At 36.0% G+C, this 19,706-nt stretch carries 17 protein-coding genes and 2 pseudogenes; 5 read left to right on the top strand and 14 right to left on the bottom strand.

Translation table 11 applies throughout. The features are described from left to right. Positions 1 to 188: 188 nt before the first annotated feature. Positions 189 to 1,970, bottom strand: a complete 1,782-nt coding sequence (locus MKX66_RS03965; protein WP_326996230.1) for an S-layer homology domain-containing protein — start codon at positions 1,968 to 1,970, stop codon at positions 189 to 191. Positions 1,971 to 2,426: 456 nt separating this feature from the next. Continuing rightward, positions 2,427 to 3,008 carry a TetR/AcrR family transcriptional regulator gene (locus MKX66_RS03960; RefSeq protein WP_326996229.1) on the bottom strand — a complete coding sequence of 194 codons (582 nt, stop codon included), beginning with the start codon at positions 3,006 to 3,008 and terminating at the stop codon, positions 2,427 to 2,429. Between the two features lie 221 nt (positions 3,009 to 3,229). On the opposite strand from MKX66_RS03960, the gene MKX66_RS03955 reads away from it, so the two are divergent. After that, positions 3,230 to 4,462 carry an MFS transporter gene (locus tag MKX66_RS03955; protein WP_341085569.1) on the top strand — a complete coding sequence of 411 codons (1,233 nt, stop codon included), beginning with the start codon at positions 3,230 to 3,232 and terminating at the stop codon, positions 4,460 to 4,462. A gap of 185 nt (positions 4,463 to 4,647) precedes the next feature. On the opposite strand, the gene MKX66_RS03950 is transcribed toward MKX66_RS03955, so the two are convergent. From MKX66_RS03950 to phaZ, 10 genes and pseudogenes are all read right to left on the bottom strand, one after another. Next, positions 4,648 to 5,106 (bottom strand): hypothetical protein, encoded by a 459-nt coding sequence (locus tag MKX66_RS03950; protein WP_002190150.1) that lies wholly within the window; start codon positions 5,104 to 5,106, stop codon positions 4,648 to 4,650. Between the two features lie 380 nt (positions 5,107 to 5,486). Continuing rightward, positions 5,487 to 5,798 (bottom strand): DUF3895 domain-containing protein, encoded by a 312-nt coding sequence (locus MKX66_RS03945; RefSeq protein WP_002190151.1) that lies wholly within the window; start codon positions 5,796 to 5,798, stop codon positions 5,487 to 5,489. A 246-nt stretch (positions 5,799 to 6,044) separates the two neighbouring features. Beyond that, a pseudogene (locus tag MKX66_RS03940) lies at positions 6,045 to 6,206 on the bottom strand (alpha/beta fold hydrolase); the annotation flags it as partial. Between the two features lie 442 nt (positions 6,207 to 6,648). Next, complete coding sequence (locus tag MKX66_RS03935; protein ID WP_033709263.1) at positions 6,649 to 7,380, bottom strand: M15 family metallopeptidase; 732 nt, start codon at positions 7,378 to 7,380, stop codon at positions 6,649 to 6,651. 48 nt (positions 7,381 to 7,428) lie between these two features. After that, positions 7,429 to 8,664 (bottom strand): CapA family protein, encoded by a 1,236-nt coding sequence (locus tag MKX66_RS03930; protein ID WP_063218236.1) that lies wholly within the window; start codon positions 8,662 to 8,664, stop codon positions 7,429 to 7,431. Between the two features lie 323 nt (positions 8,665 to 8,987). Further along, a pseudogene (locus MKX66_RS03925) lies at positions 8,988 to 9,270 on the bottom strand (DUF817 family protein); the annotation flags it as partial. A 194-nt stretch (positions 9,271 to 9,464) separates the two neighbouring features. Beyond that, entirely contained in the window at positions 9,465 to 9,665 is a 201-nt protein-coding gene (locus MKX66_RS03920; protein ID WP_000166305.1) for an NETI motif-containing protein, read from the bottom strand. Next, on the bottom strand, positions 9,649 to 10,845 hold the full coding sequence (locus MKX66_RS03915) for an MFS transporter (protein ID WP_002142467.1): 1,197 nt from the start codon (positions 10,843 to 10,845) through the stop codon (positions 9,649 to 9,651). The genes MKX66_RS03920 and MKX66_RS03915 overlap by 17 nt, the downstream gene beginning before the upstream one ends. A gap of 113 nt (positions 10,846 to 10,958) precedes the next feature. Next, complete coding sequence (locus tag MKX66_RS03910; protein ID WP_193653694.1) at positions 10,959 to 11,183, bottom strand: hypothetical protein; 225 nt, start codon at positions 11,181 to 11,183, stop codon at positions 10,959 to 10,961. A gap of 60 nt (positions 11,184 to 11,243) precedes the next feature. Further along, positions 11,244 to 12,161, bottom strand: coding sequence for an intracellular short-chain-length polyhydroxyalkanoate depolymerase (gene phaZ, locus MKX66_RS03905; RefSeq protein WP_002013809.1), 918 nt, complete (start codon positions 12,159 to 12,161; stop codon positions 11,244 to 11,246). 174 nt (positions 12,162 to 12,335) lie between these two features. Between phaZ and MKX66_RS03900 the strand changes: the two genes are divergently transcribed. The 4 genes from MKX66_RS03900 (at position 12,336) to MKX66_RS03885 (ending at position 15,860) form a co-directional block, all read left to right on the top strand. After that, positions 12,336 to 12,755: a MarR family winged helix-turn-helix transcriptional regulator gene (locus tag MKX66_RS03900; RefSeq protein WP_002013810.1), complete on the top strand. Its 420-nt coding sequence runs from the start codon at positions 12,336 to 12,338 to the stop codon at positions 12,753 to 12,755. Positions 12,756 to 12,770: 15 nt separating this feature from the next. Further along, positions 12,771 to 13,970 (top strand): MFS transporter, encoded by a 1,200-nt coding sequence (locus MKX66_RS03895; RefSeq protein WP_002128166.1) that lies wholly within the window; start codon positions 12,771 to 12,773, stop codon positions 13,968 to 13,970. Positions 13,971 to 14,069: 99 nt separating this feature from the next. Further along, positions 14,070 to 15,329, top strand: a complete 1,260-nt coding sequence (locus MKX66_RS03890; protein WP_215589916.1) for a serine hydrolase domain-containing protein — start codon at positions 14,070 to 14,072, stop codon at positions 15,327 to 15,329. Positions 15,330 to 15,488: 159 nt separating this feature from the next. Further along, positions 15,489 to 15,860, top strand: a complete 372-nt coding sequence (locus MKX66_RS03885; RefSeq protein ID WP_341085566.1) for a cupredoxin domain-containing protein — start codon at positions 15,489 to 15,491, stop codon at positions 15,858 to 15,860. Positions 15,861 to 16,388: 528 nt separating this feature from the next. Here the strand turns inward: MKX66_RS03885 and MKX66_RS03880 are convergent. Beyond that, complete coding sequence (locus MKX66_RS03880; protein ID WP_341085564.1) at positions 16,389 to 17,222, bottom strand: MerR family transcriptional regulator; 834 nt, start codon at positions 17,220 to 17,222, stop codon at positions 16,389 to 16,391. Between the two features lie 308 nt (positions 17,223 to 17,530). Then, positions 17,531 to 19,615, bottom strand: a complete 2,085-nt coding sequence (locus MKX66_RS03875) for a serine hydrolase domain-containing protein (protein WP_002035327.1) — start codon at positions 19,613 to 19,615, stop codon at positions 17,531 to 17,533. Between the last annotated feature and the right edge of the window lie 91 nt (positions 19,616 to 19,706).

The raw sequence follows: 19,706 nt of genomic DNA, 5'->3' as shown, positions 1-19,706 counted from the left end.
AGTTGTTTTTGTTTTGTTTTTTCTTTTCTTAGTGATTTATTACTTGGTAGGTGCTTATGAAGGGCTTGGAAGGGGCTTCATAGGGGCTAAAATAAAAAGGAGCTGTTCCAAATCCTCATTTTGGATAGCTCCTTTAAAATCCTTATCACTATTTTTTGCATTAGTACAAACTTCTACATACCATTCATTTATTTATGCATAGAGTCCAGCATCTTCACTAAAAAGGCAGCTGCCTCACCACGAGTTGTTGTACCTTTAGGATTAAACTCATTATTTCCAACGCCAGTAACTACCTGTAAGCTGTATAATCGTTGAACAGGCTGTTTGTATGTGATCAAATGTTTATCCCTAAATGGTAATGCGACTAATTCACCTGTAACACCTTTATACTGTAATGCGTTGTCAATCATGATCGATGCTTCTTCACGAGTGATTGGTGCATTCGGGTCAAAAATCCCCCCGCCACGACCGCTAATAATTCCTGCACTTGCACTACGTTTAATACCGCTATGAAGTGATGAATGCGCTTTGTTAATATCTACAAATGACTTATTTCCTTCTGGTAGTTGAAGAGCATTTGCGATTAATGTCGCAAACTCCGCTCTCGTTACATTACGGTAAGGCGCAAATACACCATTTCCTTCCCCGTGCATAATACCTAGACTGTGTAGTTTACGAATATGGCCCTCAAACCATCCACCTGTAATATCATCTTTTGGCTTTTGTACTTCTTCTTTTGGTACATTATAGTTAATTTTAATCCAACTTGGATTATAGAAAATCCACTCTCCACTTCCTACTTTGTACCAACCGTTTTTAACTGCTAACACTTTGTAACGGTCTCCGTTTGAAGCTTTACGAACAATATGATGCTCAAGGTCCGCACCACTACGTACGTTTATACCGTCACCATTCACTACAAGCTCCATGTTAGGTTCAGCTGGATTATATTCATTTGAATCAAATAGCTCGTTTCTTTCTTGTAAAGGCGAGTCAATCTGTGCATTAACATTTGCATACCATTGAATACCTTGTACGAAGCCAGTCCAATTCCCACGAGAAATTAAAATATCAGGACAGTTTTTTCCGCTCCATTGTTGATGCCTATAAATGTGATCCGCGCTAATTCCTTCTTTATTCATTAAGTATCCTGCAAGTCGTTTTGCATTCTCTAACGCTTTATTATAATCTCCATCTTGGTTAACTGAAATTTCGATACCGATAGACTCTCTGTTTCCTGAACCATCACCATCTCCTGCATGCCAACCATTTTCATTTGTTGGTAAGTGCTGATAGATTTGTTTATCGTCTACTGTAAAATGCCATGAAGCAGTTCGGAACGTACCTTCCGTTGCTTGTTTATACAAATATTTCGCATGATTTTCAGCATTCGCACCGCGGGCTGTGTTTGCAGTCTCATGAATTGTAATATAACGTGCTTTCATCGGATTGGCAGGGCGAATATCAGGGTTTCCGGCTGGAACAATCCACTCTACAAACGGGACACCTGCAAGTGTTCCATATTTCTTTGTAGTCATCGACGCATTATATTGAATAGCTCTTGGCTTTTCAACCGGCTTCATTTCGCGAGTAGAACCATCATTTCGACCGTCTACATGTTCAAATGCCTTTTCAATGTTTGAAATAGCTTCATCTTCCGCTACTTGACCTGTTTTAGCTTCTTTCATTTTATGTAACTCTTCTGTTTCATCATGCTTATGCTTATATTCTTCTAGAAGAATTTTCTCATTCTCTGATACTTCCGCTTCATTAATTTGCATGTGATCTGGAGTTTCTAGATTGAAGTCCGAATAACTTAAACCATTTATTCCATATTCTCCTTGAGCGATACTAAGTTGGTCAGTTTGAGATTTATTTATCTCTTCGGCTGATGCGGAAAAAGGTAGTCCTCCTAGAATTACTAAACTTGTTGATAGTGCGATTATTCGTTTTTTGATTATCTTATTCATTGCTGTAATCGATACCTACACAGTCTCTTCGTGTAAGTATCTCAACCTCCCTTTATCTTCTCATTCGTTTTAAATTACTATGAATCTACTATGTATTTAAATAGGATGTCTAATAAATACTTTCATTCTATCCCCCACAAACGAATCGTAGTTTCAAAAATATTTTCTACAAAATCCCTTAACAAACATTATTTTACAACCAATTACAAAGACCGTCAAAAACATTTACAACAATCAAAAGTTTATCTCATGATCCGATAGTTGCCGCCTACTTCTTTTCTCACTATTACTTTCACAGTATATTCGACTCTGAAGCTATTATAAAAAGTCGATTTCTTACCTCAATAAGGAATCGACTTTTTTAAAATCAAATTTAATTATTTTCCACTATAGTTTCCATCTTCTGATGAGCATCTCATTCAAAAAACGTATAATTGAAATACATTTTTGCAAAAGTTATTTTAATAACGATACTATTATACATACCGTATTATCTACAACTGAACGTTCTGGGCGAGATTTCATTAACACCGTTAATCCAATTAATGAAGTGACTAGCGTTTGTGCCAATGCTTTAGCATTCACATCACTTTGCAGTTCTCCAGACTGAATTCCTTTAGTAATTAATTCTTGAAATATAACTGAAAGATACATTTGATGTTCTCTAGTCAGCACTTCAAATTTTTCATTATGAGGGGCAATCTCAACCATTGTGTTAATACAAAAACAGCCTTTATTTGATTCTTTTTTATATTCCTCTTCCACCATATTTTCAAAAAATATACGAATGGCCTCTTTTACAGATTGTTCTTTTTGAAGTTTTGTTCGAATGCTAGCTGCGTGTAAATTCGTGTATCTCCGTAATGCAGCTTCAAATAGCCCTTCTTTATCACCAAATGCTGCATATAAACTCGGTCTTTGTATTTCCATTTTAGCAGTTAGATCACTTAATGAAGTAGCAGCGTATCCTTTCTCCCAAAAAAGTTGCATAGCAGCATCTAAAGCTTTTTCTTTATCAAATTCACGTAGTCGAGCCATTTAACCCCTCCTCTTTTTTCACCTGTTTTCTAAATTATAAATCACGTTTTTATGTACTAATCAGTATATTATATATCGTATTAAATTATAAATGATATGTCAAAAGAAACTGAATTTAATTTACAATTCACTTGACATAGTAACTTATCCCTGATTATATTTGACTTACGAAATAACATACCGTTCGGTACATTATTTTAATAACAAAAGGAGATGATATTATGGATACTAAAGAAAACATGACAGCTGCTCTTACACAGAATAATGATCAGTTCCAATCACCTATCAATACAATCATGCCCCGCTATATAACTCTATTATTTTCAATAGCTTGCGGGATGGCTGTGGCGAATATATACTTCGCTCATCCTCTACTTGATTCTTTATCAAATGCGTTTAAGATCAACCATTCAACTATTGGTGTCGTTATTACGATTACTCAAGTTTGTTATGCACTCGGATTACTTTTATTAGTTCCACTTGGTGATTTGTTAAACCAAAAAAGACTTATCATTGTTCAAATGCTTTTATCCGTTTTCGCTTTAATTGTGGTCGGAGTCGCTCCTTCCAGTACCGTACTTTTTATAGGTATGGCCTTAGTCGGAATTCTTGCGACTGTTACGCAGACACTCGTCGCATACGCATCCATTTTAGCTAACCCAAAAGACCGTGGGCGAATAGTAGGTTTCGTCACGAGTGGTGTCGTAATAGGAATTCTACTTGCACGTACATTTGCCGGAACATTAACAGATCTAGCGGGATGGCGTTCCGTTTATCTCACCTCTGCTGTACTTATGCTCTTCGTAATTGGTTTGTTATATCGTAATTTACCTAGTCTTGAACATAAAAAAACAGCTATGACCTATCGTAAATTATTACGTTCTGTTCTCTTATTATTTGTAGAAGAAAGGATTTTACGTATTCGCGGAATATTAGCATTGCTTATTTTTACTTCATTCAGTATTTTATGGACTTCATTAGTTTTACCTCTAAGTGTTGCACCATATAATCTATCACATACAGCTATCGGAGCATTTGGTCTTGCTGGAGTTGCTGGTGCATTAGCTGCCACTAAAGCCGGACAACTTGCTGATCGCGGATTCGGAGAGAGAACTACTGGCATAGCCTTATCCTTATTATTACTTTCATGGCTCCTAATTAAATTAATGAACCATTCTCTATTCCTACTAGTTATCGGTGTTATCCTTTTAGATTTAGCTGTGCAAGCTGTACATGTCACCAATCAAAGTATGCTTTTCACAGTGCGTCCAGAAGCGAGAAGTCGCCTCACTGCCAGTTACATGATTTTTTATTCTATCGGCAGTGCAACAGGTGCAATTCTTTCCACAAACATTTATGCAAGCTACGGATGGAACGGAGTTTGTATATTAGGTGCATCCGTTAGTGCTTGTGCTCTTTTATTTTGGGCAATGACCTTACGGCGATCGTCATAAATAAAAGGGGAATAATTTATTAGTGCATTTTTTAATACGTATTTTTCTACAAGATTATAGAATACCATTTACTTTTTAAAATAAATCAACGGCATTTTCATATTAAAAATGCCGTTGATTTCAAATTTTATGTATGCGATTCGCCATGTCATGATAATAGATCATATACTAGCAAAATACATCTATTACAAATTACCTTTAACTTTTCCAACAATCTCGTTTATCGTATTTCGATCAAACTTGTCACTAATTTCGTATGGCTCACGATCTCCTACTAATTGTACGCCTACGATGTCGTTGCGGTCCTTACCGTATTGCACTTCAATAATAGATCCGCGCTCTATTTGTTTCCAAATGTAACCTGCTTCATCTTTATTATCTAAAATAATACAGTCCTCAATATTTTCATCGATCCCAATTAACTTGTTATCATCCATATACCCAATCTCGTATTGTTGACGTTCTTTCGCTTTGCCGCTTACTAATATACCTTTGCTACCATATGAGTAATCCGTATAATCCTTTTTCTCCGCTTGTACCGCTTTCGGCTCTTGTACTTCAGTTTTTTCAGTAGCCCCACAACCGGTAATAAGACCGATTGGCATAACTGCAGTTAATACTACTCTAGTAAATTTCTTTATCATTTAAAACTAACCTCACGTGATTAAGTTTTAGTTTCATTTATCGCTTTATTAAAGGATAACATGGCAACGCGAAGAAAAAGCCAAACAAAAAATATTATTTACATTTCCCACTTATATAAGGGACTAGGCCGTTTAAACCTAGTCCCTACATAACTTTAACTTTTCTTTACATGCTTAATGATGCTTCATCCTTATTTCTTTACTATCCCCTGTACAACTTATGTGTTAGAAACTTCTTCTTTCATTTTATCCCGCTATTTGTGGGCAGTAAGACTCCCACCTCAAAATTCGGCTGGAGCAAAGAAGTTAGGTGGGAGAATAGCTGCCCGTAAACGCCCGATTGGTGTAGGCTAATAATCAGTGGGGATGCCCCCCACTGATTAAAGTTTCACTTTATATACCCTATCTCTTTTCTCATCACTTTTGACAAAAACCAGCTTTCCTTCTTTAACAAAACCTTCTAATAGTAAGCATACTTGTCCATATGCTTTCGGCTTATTCGTAGTGAATCTTTCATCGGGTATTTTACCAGCTCGTACTAATTGTTCACATAGCTCAAGTGCACTTATTTCTTCAGAATTAAATAATCCCAATATATCTTGTTGCAATGGCGATAAAGGTACTGGTATCTCAGCAACCTCCACCGTTTCTTTTTCCTCTTCAAATAAATCTTCAAATGAAATTTGATTCATTACATCTTTTCCTTTCTGATAATGAATTTGCTTAACATGAACTGAATCTTATATGTACTAGAACTTTTAAATTTAGTTATTGTTATGTAGTCCTTACCTCTTTACATAAATTTTATAACTCATGTGCATCATTTTAAGTAGTATGTTTCAATTATACCAAATATACGTTCTATCATCTATTGAATTCGTTATTGCAGAAATGAAAGCAATAGTGAACATCATCTGATTTGTTAGTTGCACAAAACATGTAACAAATCTATACTCATCTTTTAGTTTGTCAGCCACTTCTATAAAAGTAAGACTAGAGCCACCTAACCCATGTAAACAAAAGATAACCGAATTTTTCTTATTACCCCATTCTGTGATGTGTACTTTCTTATGTCGATTATTAACAAAATATCTCTTCACCCTATTCAGCTCCTAAAATATTTTCCCTACACCAACTATTTCATCTTAACAAAATTTGTAAGATGCTAACAAATAAAAAACACTACCAATCGCAGTGTTTGGGCTACCTCCACATGTCTATCAAGCTAAGAAAAGCTAACATCCAAAACAAAAAAGATGGCGAGGTTAATATTGTAGCATCTGGAAAGTAGGCAGTCTCTAAAGCCTAGTTAAGCAGATACAGTAAGCAAGTATTCTATGTTACGAATGAAAAAGAATCTGATATGAATATCAGATCCTTTTTCACTGCTTCTTTTATAAATTTAATTTCTTGATACATATATCTTTTCATACGATAACTGGTTCATACGTGCTCAAATTATCATACACCGTTTTCGCAATACTAGGAGGAAGGTTAATACTTCCACCAGATATGGCTTTTTAATAGAAGCAAATTGTATTTTTACTTGCTAGGATTAATTTTTTCGCAATACTCTTCTAAAGTTAATCCTTTTTCTTTTAGATAAACAGCAACTTCTTTTCCTACATAACGATAATGCCATGGCTCATACTTAATGCCAGTAATATTCTCTTTATCTTTTGGATAGCGGAGAATAAACCCATACTCTGCAGCATTCTTATCTAACCATTTGAATGCATCAGTCGTTTCAAATTTTGCATTTAAATCTTCTACAGTATTCTGCCATTCAACTGAAATAATATCTAATGCTAATCCAGTGTGATGTTCACTTGCACCAGGATACTGAAGATATTCCAATGCCTTAGCACTAGCCTCTTTATCCGACAAACCTTGAGATTTATAGCTTTTAACTGAAGCATCATAATAAGTTTGTTGTAATTTTATAGCTCGATAACCTGATCTTAAATAAAGATTGATTCCCTCTTTTTTTGCAGCTGTTACCATATCCTGATAGGAAGTTGCAATTCTGCTATCGATTTTCATATTTGGCTTAGCATTTTGAGTGATACTTGTTAATTCAATCCCTAGTTCCTTTGATAACATATGTTCTCTATTTACAAGAATAATTCTCCAATCATTAAGATCAGAGATAGGTAAAACATCTTTTTTATTCGCATTTATCTCATTTTTATTTTTATCGTTATTATTAGTAGTTTCCTGAGATGTTTGTTTTCCACTACAAGCAGCAAGGCTCCATCCCAATGTCAATACCAATGCTAAAATTATAAATTTTTTAATTGTATCTCATTCCCTTTTTGTTTATTAGTCTTTATACCAATTTCCCAACACATCTCTAGGAATATCCTTGAAATCCTTCAAAGAAACGGGACCTACAAATTTTTTAATCCCATGATTTTTAGAATTTTCATCCGAATAATCTTTTAAAAATTGAATTTTAAATTGTTTCTTACCATCAGCATAGTCGGTTACTGTCGGTACGAGTGCCGCTTGTCGTATACCAAAAGTTTTATCTTCATACTTAACAAATTGTATATAAGATAATCCTCCAACCAATGTTTCTAATTTTTCTTGAGCAGAAATAAGATTTCCAAGAGAATAATAGATTAGCGTTTGATGTCCATCTTTATTTTGTTTCCACTCAATTGGTTGAATTACATGTGGATGATTTCCAATTACTACATCTACACCTAAATCTGTTAAATATTGAGCAACTTCTTTTTGTTGTTTTGAAGGTGTAGAGGTATATTCAACTCCCCAATGCACCATAACAATCACCATATCAGAACTACTCTTTGCCTTTTCCACATCATTTTGTATCGCTTTTTTATCAATTAAATTTAATGCCCAAGACTTATCAGCTGGAATTTTAATTCCATTCGTACCATATGTATAATTAAGTAATGCAAAACGAATCCCATTTTTTGTAATCGTTTTTATTTCATTGCGCTCGTTTTGACTCTCATTAATGCCTACCGGGATAACATCCGGATATTTCTTCCAGTATTCTCTTGTATTCGCAACACCTTTAATACCCATATCCATAGCGTGATTTGTCGCTTGAGTCACTATATTGAATCCAGTATCCACTAAAGATTGACCTACTTCTTCAGGTGTATTGAAAGTAGGATATCCCTGTACTTTTAAATTATTTCCTGCAATCGGGGTCTCCTGGTTCACTATAGCAAGATCACTTGATTTAACAGCTTTTTTGATATTTTCATAAATATAGTTATAATCATATGAACCGTCTTTTTGTTTGCCATCTTTAATTACTGCGTCATGGTATAAATTATCACCCGTTGCTATTAAATTCACAACCGATTTTACTTTTTTATCTTCCGTAAAATTAGGAGATTGTTGAATAGGACTTTTATCTACCCAATTTGGTGCTTTTAAGGATTTATCTATATTTGATTGAGCCGGTGGTAATGAAGCTTTAGATGTCTTAACATCCGTATTACCACACGCGGTTAAAAGCACTAAAAAAATAAGACATAATAAAAAAATTCTTTTACTTCTCTGTAAATTATGTAACATGTAATCCTCTTTTCTGTTTTACTACTTATAACCAGTTCTAACAAATAACTTTTTAAAACAACGTATTTTGGTTTTACACTTAATTATGGAAGGACACTCTGTTACATCTGCTTCGGAATATACGGATATTTTTTTCCACTTTCTAACAATCTATCGATTCCATCAGAATTGATAGATTGCTAGAAAAACATTATCCACCAGGATGTCGACTAGGTTCCAATCAACATCCTCCAGATATTGAACTTGATATACCTGTTCCAATTGTAGTAGCTGGTTAATCTAAACAAGAGAGGAGAATAGTTCATATAGCCTCCTCTCTTGCTTTACGTTTGTGAGTGGCTCCAAAAAGAGGGAATCGCTGCCGTCCCCTCTTTAGATAGTGCGAAATCTGTGTAACTAATTTCTTTAAGTTGAGCGACAATCATTATACTGATAACAACGAGTAAGACCCAAGAACTTATTTTATCAATATACGAAAAAAGTAGCAATATTTTCTGCGATCCATATAAAGAAGCCCATTAGGAGAAATGAAAAAGGAAGTGGCATTTTATATGTGTTGTTTCGCACTGTGAATTGTACATAAGTTTTAGCAAAAACAATAAATAAAGGCTCTGTTGCAAAGTTTTCTACATGAAGCTACAGTCTAGAAAACAGGATTTAGAAGAATTGGGCATGTCTTTTCGTTCTTCCCAGAAAATATATTTTCCTTCACTGATCAAGTGTAAAAAAACAAGCCATCCAATTCATAGAGGATGAATTGGATGGCTTGTTCTGTATCAAAAAGAAAATCTGTTATTTGATTACTTCAATTTCCCCTCAAAAACAATTTTTCTACCGCATGGTTCAACTTCTGTTTTGCCGTTTTTCTTCACTTCATGAAAGATTGGTTCTTCCATGCGACGAGACGGTGCATAGCCTTCTTGTTCCATACGTGCTAAGCAGTCTGTAATTGTTTCGTTTTCGAGTACTTCAAATTTCTTTTTATTAGGTTGTTTTGTCATGCCCTAACCTACTTTCTATTTTTCTTGATGCGAATTGATTCTTCATGTAGACCATATATACCATTGCGAGAATTCCCATTATAATCATAACCGCAATAAAAAAGCTTGTATACTGTATTTTTTCTATAAATACGCCTCCTAATACAGGTCCCATAATACTTCCTATACTAAAGGCGATTCCGGATAATATATTACCCGCTGGTAGTAAGTGTCTCGGTAATAAATCTGTCATAAATCCAAGCCCTAGTGAGAAGCACGAGCCAATGACCATACCTGCTATAAGCATACATGCAAAGACGATCCAGTAATATTGATCAAATACTGCTGCAAGTAGGAAAATGCCCGTACTTACACTGAACGTCCACGTTAAAATACGGTCTCTCCCGTATTTATCACTTAATATACCGAGCGGGATTTGTGTAATAATGCCCCCAACTGCGAATGCTGGTAATAAGAAGGAAACTTCCGATACAGACCATCCTTTGCGAAGTGCGTATACTGGTAAGTTACTATTTAACATCGCTTCAAGTACGCCGTATGCGAGCGGACCAATTAGCGCAATCCAAGCTAATCCAACGACTTGTTTATAACGGGAAAAGGATGATTTACTTTCAGTTTTTGCCTCATCTTGTGCTGGAAATGCATTTTTCGTTGGTAGTAGTAAAAGCCATCCTATTAAGCAAAGTATAGTAGATACGATAAATGGTGTTGCAAGACCGTACTGAACAGTGCTTGCTAAATACGGGCCAACTGCGAAACCAATTCCGAAGAATACACCGTATATCGATACTTGTCTACCTATTTTACTCGGGTCTGATGTTGTCGTAATCCATGTTTGTGTTCCGACATGAAGCATATGATCTCCGACTCCAACTAGAAATCTAAGAACGAACCATACCCAAAATGAAAAAGTTTGTGTAAAAAAGAATAATGAAATAATAACGAGAAACCCACCAATAACGATAATTGGCTTCATTCCAAACTTTTGCATCGGTTTTTCAAGAAACGGTGAAATAACTAATATCCCAATATATAATGCCGTCGCATGAATACCGTTAATACTTGAACTAACCCCTTCTTGTTCAAAAATCATTGCAATGGTCGGTAAAAGCATCCCTTGTGACAAACCTGAGATTGCTACAATTCCAACCATAATCCAAAAAGTAAAACGCATCGACATCCCTTTCCCTCTCCTTCTCACGCTTTCCACTTTTCATTATAAACTGTTTCTTCAAATGCGTGTACGAATATTCATAATAAAAAAGAAGCTAAAAGAATGAACCTTTTAGCTTCTTATCCTTCCCATACTTGCGCTTTCACATTGTAATGAAAATGCTTAAAATATGGATTTTCATAAAATGAAGGCCCAAATAAAATCGGATGTGTATGGACCATTGATTGCTGCACTTGCAAAGGAACTACAGCTGGTGAAACTTGCATATACATCGGATTTATAATTATTTTTATATATTGATGATCATTATATGGAGAATGATATATTAAAAATGGATTATGCATTGACTCTCTCCCCTTATACATACAAATGCTATAGTATATGCAAGTTTTATATTTCGGGAATTATTTATTGTCTAACCAATCCTCAACATGTTTTATAAATACATCTAAACAATCTATAAACGGTGAGTGTCCGCAATCTTCTAATATCTTCAACTCTGCATTTGGCAAATGTTTTGCTAATTCCTCACCGACTACTTGCGGTACGACGTAATCTCTGTCACCTTGTATGACGAGTGTTGGAGCTTTAATATGATGAATTTGCTTATTTCCCTCTACAACCCCGTTATGTTCATCCGAAATATTAAATGTAATGAGCGCGTAATTCACATCTACGAAATTACGTTGCGTTAACATATCATCTAAATACTTTTCATAACGATCCGGTTCAGGTTGATTATGTGTATATATTAATAGATTCCATACTGTACGGTAATATAATTTATTCATATTTTTTATCGCATCTAGCACTGGAGCAATTTGTACTGGATCTTGCGCGATTTCTTCTTTCGTCTTTACTAAACTTGATACGATCGGTTGCCCGTTAATATCTTTTTTAAAAATTGGATATCCCTTCATTCCCACTGATTCTACTAAAATCAACTTTTCGACAAATGTTGGATGATTCGCTGTAAATTGCATCGCAACACCACCGCCCATTGACCAGCCCATTAATGAAAATTTTTCTAGTTTTAATTGATCGATAAATAGTTTTACATCTCTTGCAAAGTCTTGTAATGAATCTATCGATTGATTATATGTTGATTGGCCAAATCCTCTTAAATCAAGAGCGTAAATATGGTATTGATCTTGCAACTTTTCAATAACTAAATCCCAGTGTTGTGACGATGTCATGTTCCCGTGAATGAGTACAAGAATTTCTGTATTTTGCCTTCCAACTTCCTGATACGCAATCGTTTCTCCGTTCGATAGTGAAACAAACTCCATTGTTGCAGGCTTAATCATCACAAGTTCCCCCATTCTATTTAATAGAAAGAAAATTCTTTACTTAATTAAAGAATACCATGTAGAATGTACGTTCTCAATACAAAATCTATACGAAATTTCCACATAAAACAACATGTCTATTACTAGACAAGTAAAATAAAAAGGTATATAGTTAGCTAGGTAACTAATTTGAAAGGATCAAAATACATGGACGAAAAACAACATTTTTTCCACATTGTCAGTCAAACTTCTCGTAAGTTTACGAAGAAATTTAATGAACGTGTATCTCCAACAGGATTATTTAGTGCGCAATGGGCTGTTATTTTCCGCATTAATCAAACTGGATCTTGTACCCAAACAGAATTATGTCAATATTTAAATGTTGAATCACCAACGATGACTCGTACGTTAACACGTATGGAAACGATGGGCTGGATTATTCGTACGGAAGGAAAAGATCGCCGTGAGAAGCTCATTTCCTTATCGGAAACAGCAATAGAAATGATTCCAGTATGGCAAGAAGAAGTTGATTCTTTTGAAGAAAAGACGCTAGAAGGTATTAAAGAAGAAGACTTACATGAAGCTTTTCAATTGTTACAACAAATCATCAAAAATTTAGATCATTAATATGGAGGGATGACGATGCAAAGTGAAAAACTTTGGACGAAGGATTTCCTCGGAACTTGTTTTAGTAGTCTGTTTCTCTTTTTAACATTTTACATGCTTATGACTACTCTGCCTGTCTATGTTATAGACAGCCTAAAAGGAAAACCTGAGGAAATTGGTTTAGTTGCAACTGTTTTTCTTATTTCATCTGTTTTATGTAGACCATTCACAGGAAAATGGCTCGATGATTTAGGAAGAAAGAAAATATTATTTATTTCACTTTCACTATTTTTAGCCGCTACCGTTATGTATTTCGGTACGCAAAGTTTATTTTTATTACTTGCCCTTCGCTTCTTACATGGTATTGGATTCGGAATGGCAACAACAGCAACTGGAACAATTGTAACTGATGTAGCACCAGCTCATAGACGCGGCGAAGCACTTGCTTATTACGGCGTATTTATGAGTCTACCGATGGTAATTGGTCCTTTTTTAGGTTTAACAATTATTTCTCATTTTTCATTTACTGTACTATTTATTGTTTGTTCAGTATTTTCATTACTCGCATTTTTATTAGGATTACTAGTCAATATTCCGCATGAAGCACCAGTAAACAAACAAAAACGAGAAAAAATGAAATGGAAAGACTTAATTGAACCATCTTCTATTCCAATCGCTCTAACAGGATTTGTTTTAGCCTTTTCTTATAGTGGCATTTTATCCTTTATTCCTATTTATGCGAAAGAGCTCGGTTTAAGCGAAATTGCAAGTTACTTCTTTATTTTATACGCACTTGTTGTGGTCATTTCTCGTCCATTTACAGGGAAAATATTTGATCGTTTCGGTGAAAATGTACTTATCTATCCCGCTATTATTATTTTCACAATTGGGATGTTCATTTTAAGCCAAGCGCAAACTTCATTTTGGTTCCTTGGCGCAGGTATGTTAATCGGTTTAGGATACGGAACATTAATTCCAAGTTTCCAAACGATTGCAATTTCTGCCGCTCCAAACCATCGACGTGGTTCTGCGACAGCTACTTACTACTCGTTCTTTGATAGTGGCATTGGCTTCGGTTCTTTCATTTTAGGTATAGTCGCTGCCAAATCAAGTTATCATAATATGTATTTTATCGCAGCTATTATCGTTGCGTTCACTTTACTTCTATATTATGGATTACACGGACGAAAACAAAAATTCAAGAAACAAAGTACAGACGGACAAATATCTGCTTAACGTTCATAAGGAAAGTAAACTTACCCGTTTACTTTCCTTATTTTGTATTTATTTTAAGACGAGCGTATACTTATAATAGAAACTAAAGGAGGTACCTATATGAATGTAAAGAAATCTCCCCTGCTATTACTGTTACTAGTATTACTATTCGTAGTTACAGGGCTTGGGTTTACTTTTTTTAAAAATAATAAAACGACCCCCACTAAAGCAAATGTCACAAAAGAAAACTGGTTGGACGATCCTTACTTACGCTGGTCGTATACACATATGAAAGAATTCACTTTAATAAATGAAGTAAAAAACATCCCTGACCAAGTTGCTCCCTTCCCTACCGCGTTACAAAACTTAGACGATTTTGCTGTGGAGCGTAGATTTGGAAATAAGACTCCTCTAAAAAAACTTTTAGACGAAAACAAAACAGATGCTTTTGTCGTTGTACATAATGGTCAACTTGTTTATGAACGATATTTCAATGGATATAACGAGAGTGAACCTCATGGAATGGCATCATTAGCAAAGGTGTTTACTGGTGCAATCATACAATCTCTCGCTGAAGAAAATCTTATTGATGTAGAGAAAACAGCTGACACTTACATAAAAGAATTAAAAAATACACCGTTTGGAAAAGCAACACTTCAGCAATTACTGGACATGCAAGTTTCCGCTGAATACCCTACTCACGGATATATGCAGCTAGGACTAGAAAATCAAGATGCACAACTATATTTAGCTAGTAATATTTTACCCCGAGGTAAAAATTACGAGGGGCCTATGAAAATTTATGATATGTTACTAGAAGCAGAAGAAACTGCACCACCTGGTTCAGCTTTTTCTTACAATAACGGATCAACTGAAACACTCGCTTGGATTATCCGAACGATTACAGGGAAATCGTTAGCTGAAAATGTAAGCGAACGAATTTGGTCTCAAATTGGTATGGAAGAAAACGCGTATTACGTTACAGATGAAACAAAAGTAGAACAAGCAAGCGCTGGCTTAAATGCAACTGCTAGAGATATGGCGAGGTTCGGACAATTACTATTAAATAATGGTCAATATAGCGGAAAACAAATCGTCCCTTCTTCTATTACAGAAAGTGTGAAAAATGTACAAGTAGGTGAGCTCGCAATTGGTCATGGTGCTTCCATTTCTTATCATAATCAATGGTGGATTCCGCACAATGAACAAGGTGCTTTCGAAGTGTTAGGCAGTTACGGACAAACCCTTTACATCGATCCGAAAGCAAGTATGGTAATCGTCCACTTCTCTTCTAACGCTGCGCCTAGTAATGAAATCCATTCGGTTTATTCCGATATGTATATTGATATTGCACATCATTTGGAGAAGCTTCCACAGTAGTGGAGGCTTTTTTTATTTACCCAAATCCTATTCCAATTAGTACTTGGTTAGTAGGAGTTGCCGAAAGAATTACTATTTAAGCCACGCCTAAACCCCATTTATATTGATAATATTTTAGTAATTTGAAAACACTAGTGCTTAGGAAAGGAGGGATTACGAATGTCTGTGAAAAAGCTATTAACTGGATTAATCATTTCACTTGCGATGATTGTAGTTATGACTACTTTAGGTTCGCTCCGTGTATTTGCCGAATCCGACGTTGTGAGACAGCCTATTGAGGTTGAATTGAATGATGATTACTTTAATCCGAGTATCATCACTGTTCCGGCTGGGAAAACGACGACGTTACTATTGAAAAACAAAGGAAATAGAGATCACACCTTTACTGTGAAAAAGCTCGGAATTGACGCCGAAGTCCCGTCAGGAAAAGAGATAACAATTACCGTAAAACCTGAAACTCCCGGTACATATGAACTAATATGTCGGTTCCACTACTTGAAAGGAATGGATGGGAAAGTAATAGTCCAATAACGAGCGGTACCGGTCCTTACTTTTTTATAAAGTGAAACTTAAATTCGCGGGGGTTTCCCTCCCCCGCACATTATGAGCTCTCACTAATCAGTTTTTTACTGGTAGCATAAAATCGTTACGCTGTCGTAGCGTACGAAATTTGTGTTTTGTTGGTGCTACCCCATCGCTATCAAAGTTAAGAAACACATTCTTCCCCAAAATGATAAAAATGAACTTCGGTGCTATAAAAAACACAAAATTTCCATTTAAAGAGTACTTTAAAGTCTTAGCTTGATGGCAATGGAGTATTAAAATAGATTAATTTGATGGGCATGTACACAGACCCCAATTATAGTAGGGGCCCGCCAACCAATTGACATAAAACCCACGTTAAGCAAATTGGCTTTAGTTTGTATTAATTTAAAGAGATTCTATGATTTTATAGTAAGTGGACTACCAGCACTTTTTAAAAAAATCATACTAAACACATTTTGATAAAAGAGCCGATTTTTCCAATTTTCTTGTAAATTGTGTTGCATAAATAAATGCTCATTTCTCTTGGTGTTTCGATTTTTCTTCAACAGGAATTTGCATATTCATAATTATCTGTCCTTCTGGGTAAAACAGATTCAATCCGTGTAAATCTGATTCAATTACATCACATGATCTAAACTGTAAACCATTTCTCTTTATATAGTCTTTAATGTTTGTATATATTTGACGTCGTGCTTCATCCATATGCCCTTCTGTACATACGTAATCAACACAAAGATAATTACCTGCAGGTATACTAAGAATATCAACGTGCTCGATCTCTTTATCATTCAAAACAGGATAATAAACTGAAAGTCCCAAATCATCATTGAAGAAATTCTTAATTGGACACATTGTTATAAATTGTTCTTGAAAAAGTTCACCTTGCTTAAAAATAGAACGGAATTTATCAAAAAAGGATTTTACACTATTAAAATTTTCTCCTTTGATGTGATAATATTTTCTTTCTTCAAAATAGACACTCTGAATTTTATTGAAATTTCTGCTTCTATTTTGAAGGAGATCTAGGAGCCTAGTAATTTTCTTTTGCACTTCCATAAATCGATGAATTTCAGTTTCAATTTCATTTTTTTTGTTCTGTAAGATATTCATATTGTTTATTATATTTCTCTTATTTATTACTAAATCAATTTCTCCAATTGAAAAACCCATATCTTTACAAAAGAAGATTTGGCTAATTCTTTGTAGGTCTTCATTTCCATACAATCTATAGTTATTTTTACCTACCTTTGGCTGAACTAATCCTTTTTCTTCATAGAATCGAAGTGTTTCTTTCGTAGTATTAAAAATCTTAATTACATCACTTTTAGTTAACTTATAGCTATCCATCTAATTATATTGCCTCCTATAAGGAATAATATTCATACTATAAACTATGTGGTTACTTCATAGTCAATAAATAAAAAAATTCAAAATCAAAACTGGCTGTTTTTAGTGATGAAGGAGTACATGTCTGGTTCTGTTGCAAAGTTTCTTAACAGCTAAAAAGTTGGTATGATAGCTGTTCTTGCAGAGTTTGAGCGTGATATTATTCGTGGAAAGCCTCTTCGTAAAGATAATGCGTAAATACAAACAAAACCAGCAAAACACCTTTTCTGTGTCGTACTGGTTTTGTTGAAGTCCATCTTGAATTGTAGCTAGTTCAACGTGATTGCAAATTCCGAGTTCGGCGCGCCAGCAAATACAACCGATCCGTTTTTCGGCAATTTTACTTTGTTATTGCCGCTCACAACGGTAAAATTGACGCATACTCCCTTCTCATCATACACCGCGAATGAACTCTTCGATGACAACGTCACGCTCATCGTTTTCCCTGCTGTCGCTTGTGGGATCGTAAACCATTTCGCATGCCCATTTGCTTGTAGCGTAACTTTGGATGATTGGCCTGCATCAAGCGGTTTTACGTTGGATCCACTTACATATAACAATCCGGCCATCTCCATATATTCACTGCCGCCTTCTGTATAGAAATGAGTTTCCGTCGTATCACGGCCATTCATCACGGGGATCTGGAGCTGATGCGCCGCGGTGTTCGGACCTGTAATTTTTCTGCCGTCCCAATAGCCCTCCAGGTCTTCCTTGCGAGTAATTTGTGTGGTAATAAGTTTCGGTTGAACGAGATATTCAATAGAACTAAATTTCTCGTTCACGAGATAGAACTTGACGCCTTCCCGCTTCGCCCATGCGGCAGCGGTTTTCTTCGATAGCACGTTGTCTTCTAGTTTCTCGGCTAAATAGTGAGTCATCACATTTTGCCCTAAGCCTGGCGTCGATTTATATGTGCTCTCCTTCAAATAAGTGCTTCCATTCTTCTCAGTGACGAAGTTGAGCTTGGAAGTACCCTTCTCATTAATAAAGCTTCCATTCGCAGTATATACATATTTTTCTTCTCGATTAGATGGTAAGAACAGTTCTCCATTCTTCGTAATTTCTATTTTGAAATGACTTTCGCTATTGCCGTAAAAGCCCGCTTTCTTCGTCACGTCTTGAGGCATCTTGGCCTTGACCGGCTTGCCAAAGGATTTGTTTGGCTTGATGTCCTTAATTGTGCCCTTCTCTTTAAGCGCGGCGAGCAGTAATTCAGTTGCCAGTAGTTGATTTGTAGAGCTTTGGCCGCCGGATGACAACACAGCCACTGCCATCTTCTGTTCCGGAAGCACGACCAGTATAGCATGTTGCAGTGTTGTATCGCCGCCCTTAGCCATGCTTTTTATCCCATATTCACTGAATGGGTATAGTTTCACACTATCCCAGCCAAGACCATAGTTGAAAATATTACCTCCATCCCCCGGCCACATTCCTTTTTTATATTCCTCTTGCTCCATCGCCTTGACTGCCTTATCAGAGAGGATCCCTTTTCCCTGTCCCATAAATAATTGTGAGAATCGTACCATATCTTCTGCCGTGGAAGAGATCCCTCCCGAACCAATCACATTCACCGATTCAATGGGAAGCTTCCCTTGGTACGCCGGAAAATAGAGTCCAGCCCGCTTATCGTCTTCCCATTTGTCCTGCGGCGTTTTCGTATGATTCAGCTGTAAGGGTTCTGTAAACCGTTGATGTATAAATTCGGTAAAGCTCATACCGCTGACTCTTTCCACCAAAATCTCGGCCAGCGTAAAGCCGTCGTTGCAGTATACCGAGAACGCGCCAGGATCCGCCTTCAAGCTTTGGTTGGACAATTGCCGCATCAAGACATCATGGGCATAGGTATCATTATCGTTAAATAAAAATGCATTACTTAACGTGGAACCTTGCAAGCCGGAGGAGTGGTTTAACAGCATACGTGGCGTAATGCGTTTGTACCGCTCGTCTTTCATCTTGAAATCAGGAACAAAGTGGACGACAGGAGCATCCAAATCGACTTTTCCTTCGTCGACCAATTTCATTACAGCCGCTGTTGCATACATTTTACTGACTGAACCAATCCCATATAGAGTATCTTTGTTCAGCCGCTGTTTTCCTTCCATATCGTTCTTGCCTGTCTGACCCGACAAAATAAGTTTACCATTATCAATTAGCGCATACTGCACGCTAGTCGTCCCATAGGACTTCGTGAGTAGCGCAGCCTTCTCTGCCGCAATCTTCTCCAGTTCTTGGTTAGCAACTTCTTGGTTAGCTACAACCGGAGTCTTACTGCTTGAAGATGCTATCGCCCCTGTTGGTAGGATCATCGTTAGCGCTAATGTAGCGGCTAACACCCCAGATAGTTTATTTTTCATGAGAGAATTGCCTCCTTAGATAAGTAATCGAATTCATCACTTATTTGTTTAACTATAAAAAATATGACAAAATTTATCCGTTTTTCTTTTT

This window comes from Bacillus sp. FSL R9-9530 (assembly GCF_038008145.1).
GTDB classification, from domain to species: domain Bacteria; phylum Bacillota; class Bacilli; order Bacillales; family Bacillaceae_G; genus Bacillus_A; species Bacillus_A mycoides.
Note: the sequence above shows the minus strand (reverse complement) of the source record. Positions and strands in the feature narration are given on the sequence as shown.